Here is a 16,038-nt window from a genome sequence, read left to right as displayed (position 1 = left end):
TGTGAAAGAATGGACGGACTACGAATTACTTTTCATTAGTTAAGAATATAATAATATTGTAAAGTTAATCGAGGAGTGATTGATGAAGATTATTAGTAAAGTAGTCATAAATAAAAGATGGTTCTGGTCCTTATAATTATACGCTACGTCAACATTTAGTAGACTTAGCAAAAGAAAATGAAATTGACTATCGTTTAGATATTTATCCATTTTATGGAAGTGATGCTTCAGCAGCCATGCGTGCAGGAGCAGATGTCAAACATGCTTTATTAGGAGCAGGAATTGAATCAAGTCATTCATACGAAAGAACTCATATTAAATCAATTCAAGCAACTGAAGCTTTAGTAGATGCTTATTTGAAAAGTGAATTAGTATAATAAAAACGACTCTTATCGTTCGATAGGAGTCGTTTGTTTTTATCTTATAGACTTCAATTAATGAATTTCGTATCCCATTAAAATCCCGCCTTGTTCAGCATAGTAGCTACATAATCCACTAGTAGGATAAGCTTGAACATCTGCGTTAGGGAATTCAGAGTGAATCGCTGTTGTAATCATGGCGCAAATTTCTGGATTGTCACAATGACTAATAGCAACACGTCCACCTTGGTAATTGTTCTTTTTCATTTCATCCCAAATGGCTGAAACCGCACGTTTTTGTCCACGTGATTTATGAAGTAATTCTAATGTTCCTTCTGTGCTAGCTTGTCCAACCATACGAATATTTAATAATCCAACGACACGTCCAACTAATTTGCTAAGACGACCATTTTTTACTAAATTATCGACACTTGCTAGAGCAAATAATAGTTTAGTTTTTGAATGATAATTACGAGCTTTTTCAACAACTACTTCAAAAGAAGGGTCTTCTTTAATGAAGTTTGCAATGGCTTGTGTGATTAATACCATTTCTCCACTGGCTGATAAGCTGTCAATAATTTCAATCTTTGTTTCAGGATGTTCTTCTAAGTACATTTTTTTTGCTAATTGTGCACTATTATGGCTTCCAGATAAAGCACCAGTAATGGTTACGACAATAATATTATCGGCACCTTCAAATGATTGTAAATAGCTCTCAGGGCTTGGACAAGATGAAGAGGTTTTTCCTTCATAGGCATACATTTTAACCATCATTTGATCAATTTCTAATGTTTCATTATCAATAAATTCTTCCTCACCTACATGAATGGTTAAAGGAACGTTCACATAAGTACAATGCTCAGGTAAAGATTCTAAGTGTTTAATATCACAACCAGAATCTGTAATAATTTTCCAAGTCATTTGTTTCCTCCTAGGGATTATATTTTCATTTAATGAATTCAATATACTGATAAAAAGTTGAAATGTCAATTTATAACTGAAACGCTATCACGGTTGAAAATAAGTATAAAAATCAGTAAAATAAAATGGAAGAATAGTAAGGAGGAATTCCAATGAAAAGAGCAGCAATTGTATTAACCACAGGTTTTGAAGAAATTGAGGCCATAGTTCCAATGGATATTTTACGTCGTGCAGGAGTAGAAGTAGATATCATTGGAGTATTGGGAAATGAGGCAACGGGTTCCCATGATTTAACTATTTCTACAGATAAAGAATTAGTAGCTGTGAAAAATGAATTATATGATATTGTTATTTTACCCGGTGGTATGCCAGGAGCAAAATTATTAAAAGATCATCAAGAAGTGCAAGATTTTGTCAAACTTCATTATGATGCTGGAAAATTGATTGCAGCCAATTGTGCTGCACCGATTGCGATTGAGAATTCAGGTGCTTTAAAAAATCGCAATTATACTTGTTACCCAGGTTTTGAAAACCAAATTCAAGATGGGCATTATACAGGAGAGCTCGTGCATCAAGATGAACGAGTGATTACTGGATCAGGTCCTGCTGCAGCTTTTGAATTTTCTTATACAATTGTTGAAGCTTTAGGGATTGATGCAATACCACTAAGAGAAGCAATGGGATATTATCGTTTGGTACAATAAGGTAATCTCCATTCAACATCATTAAAAAAATATTTTTTCATTAAAATGGATGAATCTGAATAAAGTATTTAAGATTCTTATCCATTTTTTATTTAGTTTTTGATACTGTTATTTGCTTGTTTCATAGGTTGTTAGTATAATAAGACGGACTATGGTAATTCGAAGCTATGGATTATTTTAGCTCTAGTAAAATTGTTACAAATATGTTACAATATTACAAAAAGATGTTATCATAGAAGAATTTATCCGAAGATTAAAGAATAGAGAAGGGTTTCTATGCACGAAAAAGAACTGAAACAATTAAAAGAAAAGTTAAGAGAAGATGGCGTTAGAATGACAACTCAAAGAATAGCCATTTTAGATTATTTAGCAGAGGCCCATCATCCTACTGCAGAAGATGTTTATACTGCCATTGTTGCAAAAGATCCAAATATTAGTATGGCAACCGTTTATAATAATTTAAATAAGTTAACAGATGAAGGATATTTACTAGAATTAACGTATGGAGATGATGCTAGTAGATATGATTTTAATATTGGGAAACATTATCATGTTGTGTGCCAATTATGCGGACGTGTGGAAGATTTATTTTATCCGTTAATTGAGGATGTAGAATCTGTTGCGGAAGAATTAACAGGCTATAAAGTCCAAGGGCATCGAATGGAAGTATTTGGAATTTGTCCAAATTGTCAAGATAAAATGTAGAGATTAGGAAGAGGTTATATGAAGAAAGAAATGAAAGGAATCAAAAAATTTGAACTACCTCAAATGATTGCAGTAGCTTTCATGATAGTATTTTTAGTATTAGTTGAGTGGTTTGTTGTAAGTAGTTTAGCGAAAAATCATTTTATTCGTAGAAATGAAGCCATTATGAAGAAGGCAGAAGAAGCTGATGCCAAGCAATATAATGAAGCTGTAGAAGTTCAAACTCAGACAATTGGAAATACTGTGTTTACAGTATCCTATCCTACTGTTAATCAACAAATTGTAGAGCCTATTCAAAAAGAATTAGATACATTATTAGAAAAAGTTAAAGAACAATATAAGAATGAATCAAAACGTACATGGGTTTATTTAAAAGTTTATCAATCTCATGTTTTAACAGGTGTTAAAGATGTGTATTATTACCAATCTGTTTATCAAGAAACAAAAAAAGGATTGGAACAAGTAGTTTATGATGAATTAAATCACCAATTAGAAGGAAAAGAAAAATCTGGTACTGCGGTAATTGGAGAGTTATTTGTTAACGATTTAGAAGTTACGAACCATTTCGTAAAAAAAGCAATGAAAGTTGCTAAGGAACAATCGTTATCAGAGGAACAAACGGAACAGTTATTAAAAGAATTTGCATATGAAAATTGGAAGAATTTAGATGCTTCTATTATTCAAAATGGGTTTAGATTTAACTTGAAAGAACCTATCCAAACTAGCAACGGAGAAACGTTACGCCAAATTTCATTTGCGTTCCAAGAACTATTTCCAATTTTAAAGAGTGATCGAATTCCTGAAAGTCAACAAGAAGCTTACCAAAATTGGAAAAATCAATTAGAGGAACGTTTAAATGAAAAACGTGTGGCGATTAGTTTTGATGATGGTCCAAGTAGTGAGTTGACTCCGAAAGTTTTAGATATTTTAAAACGATATGGAGTTCATGCAACATTCTATATTATGGGAAAACATGTTCCGGGTAATGAAGATATTATTAAACAAATTGTGGAACAAGGCCATCAAGTAGGAAATCACTCATATAGCCATCCATTATTAACAACATTAACTCCTGAAGGTGTTCATCAACAAGTAGCAGATACTCAAAAATTAATTGGAGATGCTACTGGAGGAATTCGTCCAACAACTTTAAGACCTCCATATGGTGGATTTGACCGTATGGTTGCAGAGCAAGCAGGCATTGCTATTTTAAATTGGTCTGTAGATACTTTAGATTGGAAGAGTCGTAATGTTAACAGTATTCTTCAAGAAGTAAGAGAAGGAACTTATAATGGTTCGATTATTTTAATGCATGATATTCATCCAGAAACAGTTGAAGCTTTACCTCGATTATTAGATTTCTTACAACAGGAAGGATATGAGATTGGTTCAATTGAAGAATTAATGGGTGGACAAGCAATGTTACCAAATCATGTATACTTCGATAGAAAATCACATAAAGAAGTTCAATAATAAACTTATCAAATTACTTGATTTTTTGATAGAGTTACGTTAATCTATTAATGTGTTTTAACACGGACCTTGTACCGAGTTTTACGATTCACCAACGTTTTACTCAGTAGAAGGAATAATATAAGAAAGAGGTGTTTAGAAATGGCTATTTCTAAAGAACAAAAAAACGCAATCATCAAAGAGTACGCGATTAAAGAAGGAGATACTGGTTCACCAGAAGTACAAATTGCTGTACTTACTTATGAAATCAATCACTTAAACGATCATATTCGTGTACACAAAAAAGACTACCACTCAAACCGTGGTTTATTGAAAAAAGTTGGTCACCGTCGTAACTTATTAGCTTACTTACGTAACAAAGATATCCAACGTTACCGTGAATTAATCAACCGTTTAGGTTTACGTCGTTAATCAAAAGATTCAACAAGTCTCACTCCATCGATTTTCGATGGGGTTTTTTTTTATGAAAAAAAGACGACCGAAGTCGTCTTAATAGGGTAATGATTGTTTAAAGTGAAATAATTTGATCATTTGTATTGATTTTTTTGAAAATTTTATCTTTTAAGAGATAAGCTTCTCCGTATAATTCTTCTATTCCATCATGTCCATAAATATAAGTTCCATCTGGGAAAATGTAAAATGCTTGATTCACGCTATCTTCTGTAGCGATTTCTTTAAGGACATGTTTTCCATCTAAATATTCATGTTTTAAAAAATTATAATGAGGAATGACTTGCTTCGTTGTCAGTCCTAAACCTGTTAGATATCTTTGATATTCTGGATCAATACTTTCCCCTTCTAATTCAGGATGAGCGTAAACAGTCTCTGCAGCATTCATTGTTCCAGCGCTAATGCCAATAATGACTCCTTCAAAAAACTGAATTTTTTTAGCTAATTGAATTTCTTGAAAAAACTGATTTTGTGTAGGAACATGACCACCTGATAAAATGACTAAATCTACTTCGTTTAAATATTCTTGAACATCTACTGTTTGACGGTGATCAAAAATAATAAAAGGATCAAAATGAAGGCCAACTTCTTCAAATCCTAATTTTGTATAAGAAGAAAAGTCATCTGTTAATTCATATGCATCTGGGTCAGATGAAATATATAAGGTTTTAATTGTTGTTTTGCCAAGTGCATTTTTTAAGTTTTCAATGAAACCATTAGCGGAGTTTACTTTATAAGATTCAGGAATACTTGCACTACTTGTTAAAAAATATTTCATAAGATTCATCCTTTCGAGTTCTATAAGCATAGCCTAAGAGAGAAAAAATTTTTTGTCAAGAATCAAGCTGTGGTATACTACCATAAAAATAGAAATGGAAAGACGAAAGGATTTTTGAATGACAATTAGAGTAGCGACAATAGAAGATGCAGCCGCATTAGTTGAAATTTATCGATATTATGTAGAAAAAACAGCCATTACGTTTGAATATGAGGTTCCTAGTGTGGAAGAATTCGAAAGAAGAATCCAAACGACTCTTGAAAGATTTCCCTATTATGTAGTAGAAGAAGAGGGAGAAGTGCTAGGATATGCTTATGCAGGACCATTTGCTAGTAGAAAAGCATTCTCGTGGTCTGTAGAAATTAGCATTTATTTAAAACAAGGGCAGCAGAAAAAAGGGTATGGGAAAAAATTATATCAATTGATGGAAGGAAAATTACAAGAATTAGGCTACCAAAATGTTTATGCTTGTATTGCGACTCCAGAAGTGGAAGATGAATATTTAACAAATAATAGTGTACAATATCATGAATATATGGGATATCGCTTGGTAGGAGAGTTTAAACGATGTGGATATAAGTTTCATCGATGGTATCATATTGTTTGGATGGAAAAATGGATTGGAAAACACGAAAGTCCAATTGAGGAACCGAAAAACTTTTTTGATTACAAGTAAACTTTGTGAGGAAACTATTTAAAAGTTTATATCAAGCAGTTTCTTTGCTATTGATTTGTGCAGATGGTATAATAAACACTCAATAAGAAATTACTTTGGAGGTAGTTTATGTCAAAAAAAATTCGAGTACTATTGTACTATAAATATGTACCAATCGAGAATGGAGCACAATTTGCTGCAGATCATTTGGAATTTTGTAAATCAATCGGACTAAAAGGACGTATTTTAGTCGCTGATGAAGGAATTAATGGGACTGTTTCAGGAGACTATGAAACAACTCAAAAATATATGGACTATGTTCATTCATTACCAGGAATGGAAGATTTATGGTTCAAAATTGATGAAGAAGAAGAACAAGCTTTCAAAAAAATGTTTGTTCGTTATAAAAAAGAAATTGTTCATTTAGGATTAGAAGATAATGATTTCGATAATGATATCAATCCTTTAGAAACAACTGGAGCTTACTTATCTCCTAAAGAATTTAAAGAAGCTTTATTAGATGAAAACACAGTTGTATTAGATACGCGTAATGATTATGAATATGATTTAGGTCATTTCCGTGGAGCGATTCGTCCAGACATTCGTAACTTCCGTGAATTACCACAATGGGTTCGTGATAATAAAGAAAAATTCATGGACAAACGTGTTGTAGTTTATTGTACGGGAGGCGTGCGTTGTGAGAAATTCTCAGGATGGATGGTTCGTGAAGGATATAAAGATGTAGGTCAATTACACGGGGGTATTGCGACTTATGGTAAGGATCCAGAAGTACAAGGCGAACTATGGGATGGAAAAATGTACGTTTTCGATGAACGTATTGCGGTAGACATCAACCATGTAAATCCTGTTGTAATCGGAAAAGATTGGTTCGATGGTACTCCATGTGAACGTTATGTAAACTGTGCAAATCCAGAATGTAACCGTCAAATTTTAACTTCAGAAGAAAATGAAGCTAAATATATTGGTGGATGTAGTTCTGAATGTCGTGTTCATCCAAGAAACCGTTATGTAGCTGCAAAAGGATTAACTCCTGCAGAAGTAATGGAACGCTTAGCAGCGATTGGAGAAGAATTACCAGTTCAAGCTTAATTGTAAAGTAAAACTCTTATTGTAACGAATGTTATAGTAAGAGTTTTTGTTTTTTAAAATCGCTTGACAATTTGTTTTAGGTAGCCAATAATGAATTTATTCTAGAAATTAGGAGGAGTTCTATGACAAGAACAACTAGAGGGACGGTTTCGATTCTCATTGCCATTCTATTAATGGGAATTGTATTTTACAGTTCATCAATGCCGTATCATGATCAATCACTTGTTTCCAAAATACAACAACTATTACCATTTCAGCCATTTTCGGATGTACTTTCAAAAATTCATTTTACTTATGCAGATAAAGTCATTAGTATTCCTAGCTTAGGATATGCTCAATTTCTTGAATTTTTTATTCGCAAGGGAGCACATTTCTTAGTGTATTATTTCATTGGGTATTATTGGACGAGAGGCTTAAAAGTTCATCTTAAAAATCCGGGATGGAGTTTAATGATTGCGATTTTTATTACCGTATTATACGCTATAACGGATGAGTTTCATCAAGGAATGACGCCTGGAAGAACACCGCTTTTTCAAGATATGGTATTAGATAGTTTAGGTGGAATTTTTGGATCTGTAGTAGGATTTTTAAAAAAATAAAAAATATTTTAAAAAAATCGAGGAAAAAAATTTTTTCTCGATTTTTTTTCGTATATATAAGTGACTAGTCAATTTTTTGTAGAGGAGGGAGAGATATGGAGGAGCTTACGAATGAAATTTTATTAGCTGCACTCCAATTTCGCATTGATGACATTCATTTATTACCGTTTGGAAAGGAGTACCGTTTTTATTTAAGAGATGGTGAACAGTTATCCTTACTAAAAACAGTGGATTCGGATACTGCTAATCGGTGGATTACCTTTGTAAAGTATCGATCTGGAATGGATGTAGGGGAAAAAAGGAGACCACAAAGTGGAGCAATGAAATATGAATTGACGAATGGAACAAGTATTGAATTAAGATTATCGGTCATTACAAATTTTAAAATGCAAACTTCAGTAGTCATTCGTTTATTACATTTATCAATGGAGGAGAAAAAAACTGGGGAGGTATCGACCTATTTTCCAAGAGATATTGAGCTTCTTCAAAGAATGTTGCATTACAAGAGTGGGTTAATATTATTTTCAGGACCTGTTAGCTCCGGGAAAACAACAACGATGTATCATCTATTAAGAAATCGTGTTTACGATACGAATTTGCAAGTGATTACAATGGAAGAACCAGTGGAGATGAGTGAACCATTATTTCTACAAACAGAAATTAATGAAAAAGCAGGAATTACGTATGAGTTACTCATTAAAAGTTCTTTAAGGCATCATCCAGATATTATGTTGATAGGAGAAATTCGAGACGAAATGATAGCCAAAATGGTAATTCGGGGTGCTCTAACAGGACATTTAATGCTAGCAACCGTTCATGCTAAAGACTGTAAAGGAGTTATTTCAAGATTAGAGGAATTAGGGATTACAAAAGATTTACTAAGGCAAACATTAGTCGCTGTTGTAGCTCAGCGTTTAGTGCCGAGATATTGTTCTCTTTGTCAGAGTCATTGTTGCTTTCATTGTAATCATATTCCACTTTCAACGAAAAAAGCCACTTTATTTGATATTGCATATGGAACTTCATTGCAACAGTTGATTCAAGGAGAACAGTTTTTAAATCCATTGGAACATCCGTTTAATAGAAAGTTGAGGAAAGCTTATGCACTTGGATATATTTCAAAGAAAAGTTTTGAAGCCTACCAAATCTTTTAAGAAATGGTCTAACAAAACTCAAGCATTATTTTTAACTCAATTAGGAGAATTACTAGAAGAGGGATTCACATTACAAGAAACATTGGAATTTACCAAATTACTCCTGCCTAAACAAGAAACAGCCATTGGGAAATTGATGGAACAGTTATTAGTTGGGGAAAGATTTGATGAAGTCTTACATTTGGTAGGGTATTCCGATTCCATTTGTTCTCAAATTTATTTATCAATGTCGACAGGTTCTTTTGCACTTTCTTGTCGGACAATTGGACAATATTTAACACAAAAAGATCAACAAATTAAAAAATTACGGCAAGTATTAATTTATCCGTGTATTTTAATTGTTTTTCTAGTTTGTATGGTAGCAGCGATTCGCTATTTATTACTGGGACAATTACAATCGATGGTTCAAGTGGAAAGTTTACAAGGACATGTCATGCTTTATTTAATATGGCATGGATTTATACATTTACCTTGGATTGTATTGGGATTTTGTATGTTTGTTTCAATCATAGTGGGAGTTATGTATTTATTTTGGAAAAATAAAACCTTACTTGATCGTATCCGATTTTTAACTCGATTGCCAATTGCTGGAAGTTTAGTACGTCAATATTACACATTTTTATATGCGAGAGAATTTGCTTATTTTTTAGGAAATGGACAATCTTTATTACAAATGGTTGAACAGATGAAACAAGCAGGAACAAGTCTTTTAACAAAAGCTATTGCTGAGTTTATTGAAAGTGAAATGCAGAAAGGAACTTCTTTTTCAAGTGCAATTCATCAATTGAATTTATTTCAACAACCACTCATTTTACTAATTGTACAAGGAGAATTAACGCATCAATTAGACATCAAATTGCGACAATTTTCCAAAAATTCATTTGAAGACTTTAAAGGAACACTGGAAAAGAAAATTATGCTTGTTCAGCCAATTCTATTTATTGGAATTGGACTCATGATTATGTCAATGTACATTATTTTAATGTTACCAACATTAACAATGATAGGAGGAAATTAAAATGAAAAAATTACTGAAAAAGAAAAAAGCTTTTACATTAATTGAGTTGCTTATTTGTTTATTTATTATCGGGCTGATGATGCTACTCATTATACCAAATATTGCTAAACAAAGGGAAGAAGCACAAAAGAAATCGGATGCTGCGATTGTGAAAGTAGTTAAAAATCAACAAGAATTATATCAATTAGATAAAAATACAGCAGAAAAGCCAACAGCAGAAAAGTTAGAACAAGAGCATTATATAACTGCTGAACAATTGAAAGCATATAATGAATCAAAAAGTCCTAAAGATTAATGAAAATAGTTAAGAGAGGAACTTCTATGAAATCTCATGCATTCACATTAGTAGAGTTACTTGTTTCTCTCAGTATTCTAATCGTATTATTATGGTTAGTTCCTCCAGCTATAGTGGATTTTGGAGAAATATATCAAGAAAGAGTGTTTATAAAGCAGTTTGAGAATGACTTGAAATTGGTACAGGCGAGTGCACAGGCAACGGGGAATAGTTCTACAGTAGAAATAAATACTCCTAGTAAAAATTATTATCGATTGAGTTGTCCAGGGAATGAATCATTAAATGCAGATAGAGAAATACCAAAAAGCATTTCAACAACTAATATTCCTTTCATTCAATTTAAAGGAGAAACTGGGAATTTAACAACATTTAATAAGGTTTCGCAAATAACATTTAATGGGAAAAAATATTCCTATCATTTTACATTTCAATTAGGTGGAGGTAGGTATTATGTTGAAGTTTCGAAAAATTAAAGCATATGCATTTGTAGAAGCTCTCCTAGCATTAATGATTGCGACTTTAACCGTATTATTACTATCTTTCATATTAGGAGATTCTTTGAAAAGAGAGAAGAATAATACTTGTACCTTAAATGAATACTCGAATCAATTGATGAAGTTGCATGAGAGAAGACCTCCAATTCCTGATTCAGAAATGACGAAGCCTGCAACATCTTCTATGAAAACAAAAGAGATAGAGAGTACTTCAAAAAAGAAGAAATCTACTCAAAGTAATAAGGATAAGAATGAAATCAAGTACTACAAATCTAGTTCAAAAAACTCACCTACTTCAATAACTATTCATTGTAATCAAGAGGAGGTGATTCAAATTGAAGGAATGGGATCTACGTCAAAAGTCAGCCTTTCTTCTAATTGAACAGTTAATAGCTTTATCGATTTTTGCAGTTAGCATTCTACTAATTAGTGGAATTTATCAAGTATTAATGAAAGTACAAAGCCAATTAGAAGTTCCGAATTATATCGAGTGGCATTTGATGATAACTCAAATGGATACGCATTTACAAGGCTATGCTAGACCTACTATTGCATTTGAACCAAAATTTGAAGATGGACGTCCTATAAAGGAAGAACCCTACTTGATTAGAGCTAAGCCGGAAAATGAACAATCAAAGTCTACTTTATGGATTAGCAAAGGAGAAGGAAAGGGGAAAGGATATCATCCATTATTAATAGGCTACGAAAAAATGCTGATTCATGGAGAACAAAATGGTGTTCGTTTAAAAGGAATCCTACGGAATCATGAAGCATTCGAAACTTATTTCATCCCTGGAAATCGTGTGATTTCTATTGAAAAAGAAGTGATACAACACAATGAATCACCTTCTCCTAAGGATAAAAAGGAAAAAACGGAGGACTTACCATGATAGAAAAAATTTTTTATCGCAAAAAGATTAAAGCTAGCTTAGTGGTTCCTTTTTTAGCATTATTATTTGTTACAAGTTTAGTGACAGTAGCCTTTTATCAAATTCGAGTAGCAAATGCGAATCAGTATCGCTTATTGAAAGAGACGTATCAATTAAAAATGATGTTAGAATTAACCTCTCAAAATTTAGAAAGTCATTTAGAAATAGTAGATAATGAGATGATTTTTCCGACTAGTATAGCTTTTTCAAGTGGAAATGTAGAAATAAAATGGGATGAAAAAAGTAAAGTGTTTGATTTAACCGCTCATTTAAAAAATGGTTTTACTCGTTCTGAAAAAGTTTATCTTGTATTTCATGAGAAGAAAGTTGACGAAAAAACACAGTGAATGAGTTTGTTTCATATGCAATCTATGGTATACTTTTCATGAGAATATGAAAAAGTTGGTGGTTAAATGGAACAAACAATTGGAGAAATCTTAAAACGTGCTCGTCAAACCAAAGGATATACTTTAGATGATTTGCAACAAATTACAAAAATTCAAAAAAAATATTTAATCGCAATCGAAGAAAATGATTTCGATTTAATGCCTGGAGAGTTTTATACTCGTGCATTTATAAAACAAGTAGCAGAAACAGTGGGAGTGGATGGCGTTCGATTATTGGAAGAATTTGCTTTAGAAACTCCTAGACAAGTTGGAGGAATTCCAGAATCAGAATCTGTTTTATCAGATAAAAAATTTATTAGTAGTCGTTTGTCTAATACTCGTGATTCCCAAACGTCTATTCATAAAGCGTGGGAACAATGGAAAAACTATCTTCCAACAATTTTACTTGGAATGTTGGCTGTAGCAATTGTTTTTGCAATTGTACAATCGTTAACGAATACTCGTTCAACAGCAAAACCAACTGTAGTGACGACTACTGTAACTGCACAAAATACAACAACAGCCGAACAAACAGCAACTACAACAGTTGCGGAAACAACTCAATCAACAACTACAACAAAAGAGACAAAAGAAACTACAATTCGTTATTCTTATGCAAATGGTAACTCATTGTACTATACAGCAAAATTAGCAGATTTTCCTGCAAACTTAGTAGTCACAAACCGTGCAAAAACACAATTGTGGGCAAGAATTACGGCAAATCAGAAAGTAGTAGCTGATGGAGCTCCAACAACTGGACAACAATTGGTAGGATCAATTCCAGAAGGAACAAATTCAATTGTTTTAAACTTTGGATATACTCCAGTGGGTACGATTACTTTAGCAGGACAAGAAATTGAAATTCCTGATGGAGTCAGTGCAACAGCTATTTATATTACAGTGGAATAGAGGGAATAACATGAATATTGCCAATCGATTAACCATTGCTCGAATTGTCATGATTCCATTGTTCTTACTAATCATGTGTTTTCCAAAAGATATTTTAGGAATGGTGCATGTCTTTCATTCAACTTTAAGTGTAAGTTGGGTGTTGGCAATGATTATTTTTACCATAGCTAGTATTACGGATTTTTTAGATGGTTATTTAGCAAGAAAATATCATTTAATTACCAATTTTGGAAAATTTGCAGATCCTCTAGCAGATAAATTATTAGTGATGACGGCTTTTATTACATTAGTAGGGGCTGGCGTTATTCCAATGTGGATTGTAGCGATCATTGTTTGTAGAGAATTAGCTGTAACAGGGCTTCGTTTATTATTAGTGAATGATGGAGAAGTACTATCAGCAGCTTGGCCTGGAAAAGTTAAAACAGCAACACAAATGTTAGCAATTATCTTTTTACTGATTGATGATTTTCCAGTAAAAGGATTGCCGTTTTCAATTGGAACTATTTTAGTTTATATTTGTTTAGTTGCAACGATTTATTCAGGTGTTGATTATTTTGTAAAAAATAAACATGTATTTGCAGATTCATTTTCTGTTTAATGGTGGAGGCTGGGAATTACCCCGGCCTTTATTTTTTATAAATGAGAGGTAGAAGGTATGAAAGCAGAAATTATTACAGTTGGTACAGAATTGTTAATGGGTCAAGTGATTAACACCAATAGTGCCACTATAGCTAGAGAATTAGCAAAATTATCGATTCCAACGTACTATCAACAAACTGTTGGAGATAATCCTGAAAGAATGTTGGAAAGTATTCAACTTGCGAATAGTCGAAGTGACTTAATTATATTATGTGGTGGATTAGGTCCCACTACAGATGACATTACAAAGCAAGTGTTAGCTAAGTTTGTTCAAAAGGAATTAGTGGAAGATAGACAGGCGATGGAAAAAATTATCCGATACCATGAACAAACTCATCGAGAAATGAGTCCTAATAACCGTCTGCAAGCATTAGCTTTTGATGGTGAAACAGTTTTTAAAAATCATAATGGATTAGCCATTGGTGGCGCAGTAGAAACAGATTCAACTATTTTCATTGTGTTACCTGGACCTCCAAGTGAATTGAAAATGATGCTTGAAAAAGAGGCAATTCCATATTTAAAAGAAAAAGTTTCAAATGATGGAACTTTTGTATCTAGATATTTACGTTTCTTTGGAATTGGAGAATCTAGATTAGTAACTGATTTAGAACAATTAATTGAAGAACAAACGAATCCAACGATTGCTCCATACGCAGGAATGTATGAAGTCGTTCTTCGATTAACCGCAAATGGGGATACAAAAGAAGAGTGTGAACAGTTATTAGATGAATTAGAAGAAAAAATATTGTTCGTTGAAGGTGAATATTTTTATGGATATGGAGAGTATGAAACGCTATTATCAATTACAAGCGAATTATTAAAACATAGTGGATTAAGTATTTCTTCTGCAGAGAGTTTAACAGGGGGGCTTTTTGCTTCAACATTAATTTCTGTTGAAGGAAGTTCACAATATGTATTAGGATCTTGTGTTGCTTATCAAGAAGCTATAAAGAAAAATCAATTACAAGTTTCTCAAGAAATTTTAGAAACATATGGAATGGTCAGTGCTGAGTGTGCCGAAGCGATGGCAGAAAATGTACGGAAAATATTTGGCAGTGATTTAGGAATTTCCTTTACAGGAATAGCTGGTCCATCACCAATGGAAGGAAAAGAAGTAGGAACAGTATTTGTTTCATTAGTAGATGGCAATCAAACGAAAATAATAGAATTACATCTAGCAAGAAATCGTAATGGTAACCGTGAATTTGCGGTTCAATACGGGTTAAATGAGCTAAGAAAATATTTATTAAAAAAATAATAGAACAAATGTTCGTTTTTCTTGCTTTCAGTATTGAGTATAGTGTATGATAAGGATGAATTAAGAGGACATGGAGGTTTAACATGGCAGATCAAGAAAATCGTCAACGTGCATTAGATGATGCATTGAAAAAAATTGAAAAGAGTTATGGTAAAGGTGCAGTAATGAAATTAGGAGAAAAAGCTGATTCGCAAGTTCAGACTGTTTCTTCAGGTTCATTAGCATTGGATATTGCATTAGGAGCAGGTGGATACCCTAAAGGAAGAATTATTGAAATTTTTGGTCCTGAATCAAGTGGTAAAACAACAGTTGCTTTACATGCGGTAGCAGAAGTACAAAAACGTGGTGGAGTGGCAGCATTTATTGATGCAGAGCATGCTTTAGATCCAGAATATGCAAGAGCATTAGGTGTTAATATTGAAGAATTATTATTATCACAACCAGATACTGGAGAACAAGGATTAGGAATTGCAGATGCATTAGTGGCTTCAGGTGCAGTTGACATTGTGATTGTCGACTCAGTAGCAGCATTAGTACCACGTGCTGAAATTGAAGGAGATATGGGACAATCTCATGTAGGACTTCAAGCTCGTTTAATGTCTCAAGCACTTCGTAAATTATCAGGAACAATTAACCGTACAAAAACAATTGCCATCTTTATTAACCAATTACGTGAAAAAGTTGGAATTATGTTCGGTAATCCAGAAACAACACCTGGTGGACGTGCGTTAAAATTCTATGCAAGTATTCGTTTAGATGTTCGTCGTAGTGACCAAATTAAAAATGGAGCAGAAATTTTAGGAAATCACACTAAAATTAAAGTGGTGAAAAATAAAGTTGCGCCACCATTTAAAACAGCTGAAGTGGATATTATGTATGGAGAAGGAATTTCTCAAATTGGAGAAATTTTAGATATGGCGTCTGATTTAGATTTAGTGAAGAAGAGCGGTGCTTGGTACGCTTACAACGATGAAAAGATTGGACAAGGTCGTGAAAATGCGAAGAAATACTTAACGGAACATCCAGAAATCGTTGAAGTATTAACACAAAAAATTCGTGCTCACTATAATATTGGTGGAGAAGTCATTTCTCAAGAAGTCGAGGATTTAGGTCAAACAAATTTATTAGATGAAGAATAGTAATAGCCGGGAGACTGGGCAAAAAGTCTCAAAAATAGAAGAAAGCACGTCCTGATTTCGACA

Annotated in this window: 20 protein-coding genes and 1 pseudogene; 19 read left to right on the top strand and 2 right to left on the bottom strand. The window is 33.0% G+C overall.

Features of this window, described 5'->3' with window-relative positions:
• Positions 1–110: 110 nt before the first annotated feature.
• Positions 111–377: pseudogene (locus tag RYL55_RS06575) on the top strand (peptidase M42); the annotation flags it as partial.
• Between the two features lie 57 nt (positions 378–434).
• On the opposite strand, the gene RYL55_RS06570 reads toward RYL55_RS06575, so the two are convergent.
• On the bottom strand, positions 435–1,280 hold the full coding sequence (locus RYL55_RS06570) for a DegV family protein (protein ID WP_315008166.1): 846 nt from the start codon (positions 1,278–1,280) through the stop codon (positions 435–437).
• Positions 1,281–1,432: 152 nt separating this feature from the next.
• Between RYL55_RS06570 and RYL55_RS06565 the strand changes: the two genes are divergently transcribed.
• From RYL55_RS06565 to rpsO, 4 genes are all read left to right on the top strand, one after another.
• On the top strand, positions 1,433–1,984 hold the full coding sequence (locus RYL55_RS06565; RefSeq protein ID WP_315008165.1) for a DJ-1 family glyoxalase III: 552 nt from the start codon (positions 1,433–1,435) through the stop codon (positions 1,982–1,984).
• 276 nt (positions 1,985–2,260) lie between these two features.
• Complete coding sequence (locus RYL55_RS06560; protein ID WP_315008164.1) at positions 2,261–2,689, top strand: Fur family transcriptional regulator; 429 nt, start codon at positions 2,261–2,263, stop codon at positions 2,687–2,689.
• Between the two features lie 18 nt (positions 2,690–2,707).
• Entirely contained in the window at positions 2,708–4,162 is a 1,455-nt protein-coding gene (locus RYL55_RS06555) for a polysaccharide deacetylase family protein (RefSeq protein WP_315008163.1), read from the top strand.
• A 141-nt stretch (positions 4,163–4,303) separates the two neighbouring features.
• Positions 4,304–4,573, top strand: coding sequence for a 30S ribosomal protein S15 (rpsO, locus tag RYL55_RS06550; protein WP_006702365.1), 270 nt, complete (start codon positions 4,304–4,306; stop codon positions 4,571–4,573).
• A 97-nt stretch (positions 4,574–4,670) separates the two neighbouring features.
• Here the strand turns inward: rpsO and RYL55_RS06545 are convergent, their stop codons facing one another.
• Positions 4,671–5,390: a Type 1 glutamine amidotransferase-like domain-containing protein gene (locus tag RYL55_RS06545; protein WP_315008162.1), complete on the bottom strand. Its 720-nt coding sequence runs from the start codon at positions 5,388–5,390 to the stop codon at positions 4,671–4,673.
• A gap of 118 nt (positions 5,391–5,508) precedes the next feature.
• On the opposite strand from RYL55_RS06545, the gene RYL55_RS06540 reads away from it, so the two are divergent.
• The 14 genes from RYL55_RS06540 (at position 5,509) to recA (ending at position 15,975) form a co-directional block, all read left to right on the top strand.
• Complete coding sequence (locus RYL55_RS06540) at positions 5,509–6,066, top strand: GNAT family N-acetyltransferase (RefSeq protein ID WP_315008161.1); 558 nt, start codon at positions 5,509–5,511, stop codon at positions 6,064–6,066.
• A gap of 108 nt (positions 6,067–6,174) precedes the next feature.
• Complete coding sequence (locus RYL55_RS06535; protein ID WP_315008160.1) at positions 6,175–7,155, top strand: rhodanese-related sulfurtransferase; 981 nt, start codon at positions 6,175–6,177, stop codon at positions 7,153–7,155.
• Positions 7,156–7,277: 122 nt separating this feature from the next.
• The gene (locus tag RYL55_RS06530; RefSeq protein ID WP_315008159.1) at positions 7,278–7,754 is read left to right on the top strand and encodes a VanZ family protein; all 477 of its coding nucleotides are present in this window, start codon (positions 7,278–7,280) and stop codon (positions 7,752–7,754) included.
• Between the two features lie 95 nt (positions 7,755–7,849).
• Positions 7,850–8,908 (top strand): competence type IV pilus ATPase ComGA, encoded by a 1,059-nt coding sequence (comGA, locus tag RYL55_RS06525; RefSeq protein ID WP_315008158.1) that lies wholly within the window; start codon positions 7,850–7,852, stop codon positions 8,906–8,908.
• Positions 8,886–9,926, top strand: coding sequence for a competence type IV pilus assembly protein ComGB (comGB, locus tag RYL55_RS06520; RefSeq protein WP_315008157.1), 1,041 nt, complete (start codon positions 8,886–8,888; stop codon positions 9,924–9,926). The genes comGA and comGB overlap by 23 nt, the downstream gene beginning before the upstream one ends.
• Position 9,927: 1 nt before the next feature.
• Positions 9,928–10,221 carry a competence type IV pilus major pilin ComGC gene (comGC, locus tag RYL55_RS06515; RefSeq protein WP_315008156.1) on the top strand — a complete coding sequence of 98 codons (294 nt, stop codon included), beginning with the start codon at positions 9,928–9,930 and terminating at the stop codon, positions 10,219–10,221.
• A 26-nt stretch (positions 10,222–10,247) separates the two neighbouring features.
• A complete protein-coding gene (gene comGD, locus RYL55_RS06510; RefSeq protein WP_315008155.1) occupies positions 10,248–10,694 on the top strand; it encodes a competence type IV pilus minor pilin ComGD in 447 nt (148 codons plus the stop codon).
• Complete coding sequence (locus RYL55_RS06505) at positions 10,672–11,097, top strand: hypothetical protein (protein ID WP_315008154.1); 426 nt, start codon at positions 10,672–10,674, stop codon at positions 11,095–11,097. The genes comGD and RYL55_RS06505 overlap by 23 nt, the downstream gene beginning before the upstream one ends.
• On the top strand, positions 11,051–11,605 hold the full coding sequence (locus RYL55_RS06500; RefSeq protein WP_315008153.1) for a hypothetical protein: 555 nt from the start codon (positions 11,051–11,053) through the stop codon (positions 11,603–11,605). The genes RYL55_RS06505 and RYL55_RS06500 overlap by 47 nt, the downstream gene beginning before the upstream one ends.
• Positions 11,602–11,991 carry a hypothetical protein gene (locus tag RYL55_RS06495; RefSeq protein ID WP_315008152.1) on the top strand — a complete coding sequence of 130 codons (390 nt, stop codon included), beginning with the start codon at positions 11,602–11,604 and terminating at the stop codon, positions 11,989–11,991. The genes RYL55_RS06500 and RYL55_RS06495 overlap by 4 nt, the downstream gene beginning before the upstream one ends.
• A 66-nt stretch (positions 11,992–12,057) precedes the next feature.
• Positions 12,058–12,939: a helix-turn-helix domain-containing protein gene (locus RYL55_RS06490; protein WP_315008151.1), complete on the top strand. Its 882-nt coding sequence runs from the start codon at positions 12,058–12,060 to the stop codon at positions 12,937–12,939.
• A gap of 10 nt (positions 12,940–12,949) precedes the next feature.
• The gene (gene pgsA / locus RYL55_RS06485) at positions 12,950–13,537 is read left to right on the top strand and encodes a CDP-diacylglycerol--glycerol-3-phosphate 3-phosphatidyltransferase (protein WP_315008150.1); all 588 of its coding nucleotides are present in this window, start codon (positions 12,950–12,952) and stop codon (positions 13,535–13,537) included.
• A gap of 57 nt (positions 13,538–13,594) precedes the next feature.
• Positions 13,595–14,836, top strand: a complete 1,242-nt coding sequence (locus RYL55_RS06480) for a competence/damage-inducible protein A (RefSeq protein WP_315008149.1) — start codon at positions 13,595–13,597, stop codon at positions 14,834–14,836.
• 83 nt (positions 14,837–14,919) lie between these two features.
• Complete coding sequence (gene recA, locus RYL55_RS06475) at positions 14,920–15,975, top strand: recombinase RecA (RefSeq protein WP_315008148.1); 1,056 nt, start codon at positions 14,920–14,922, stop codon at positions 15,973–15,975.
• Positions 15,976–16,038 lie beyond the last annotated feature (63 nt).

Source organism: uncultured Granulicatella sp. (genome assembly GCF_963515615.1).
Classification (GTDB): domain Bacteria; phylum Bacillota; class Bacilli; order Lactobacillales; family Aerococcaceae; genus Granulicatella.
Note: the sequence above shows the minus strand (reverse complement) of the source record. Positions and strands in the feature narration are given on the sequence as shown.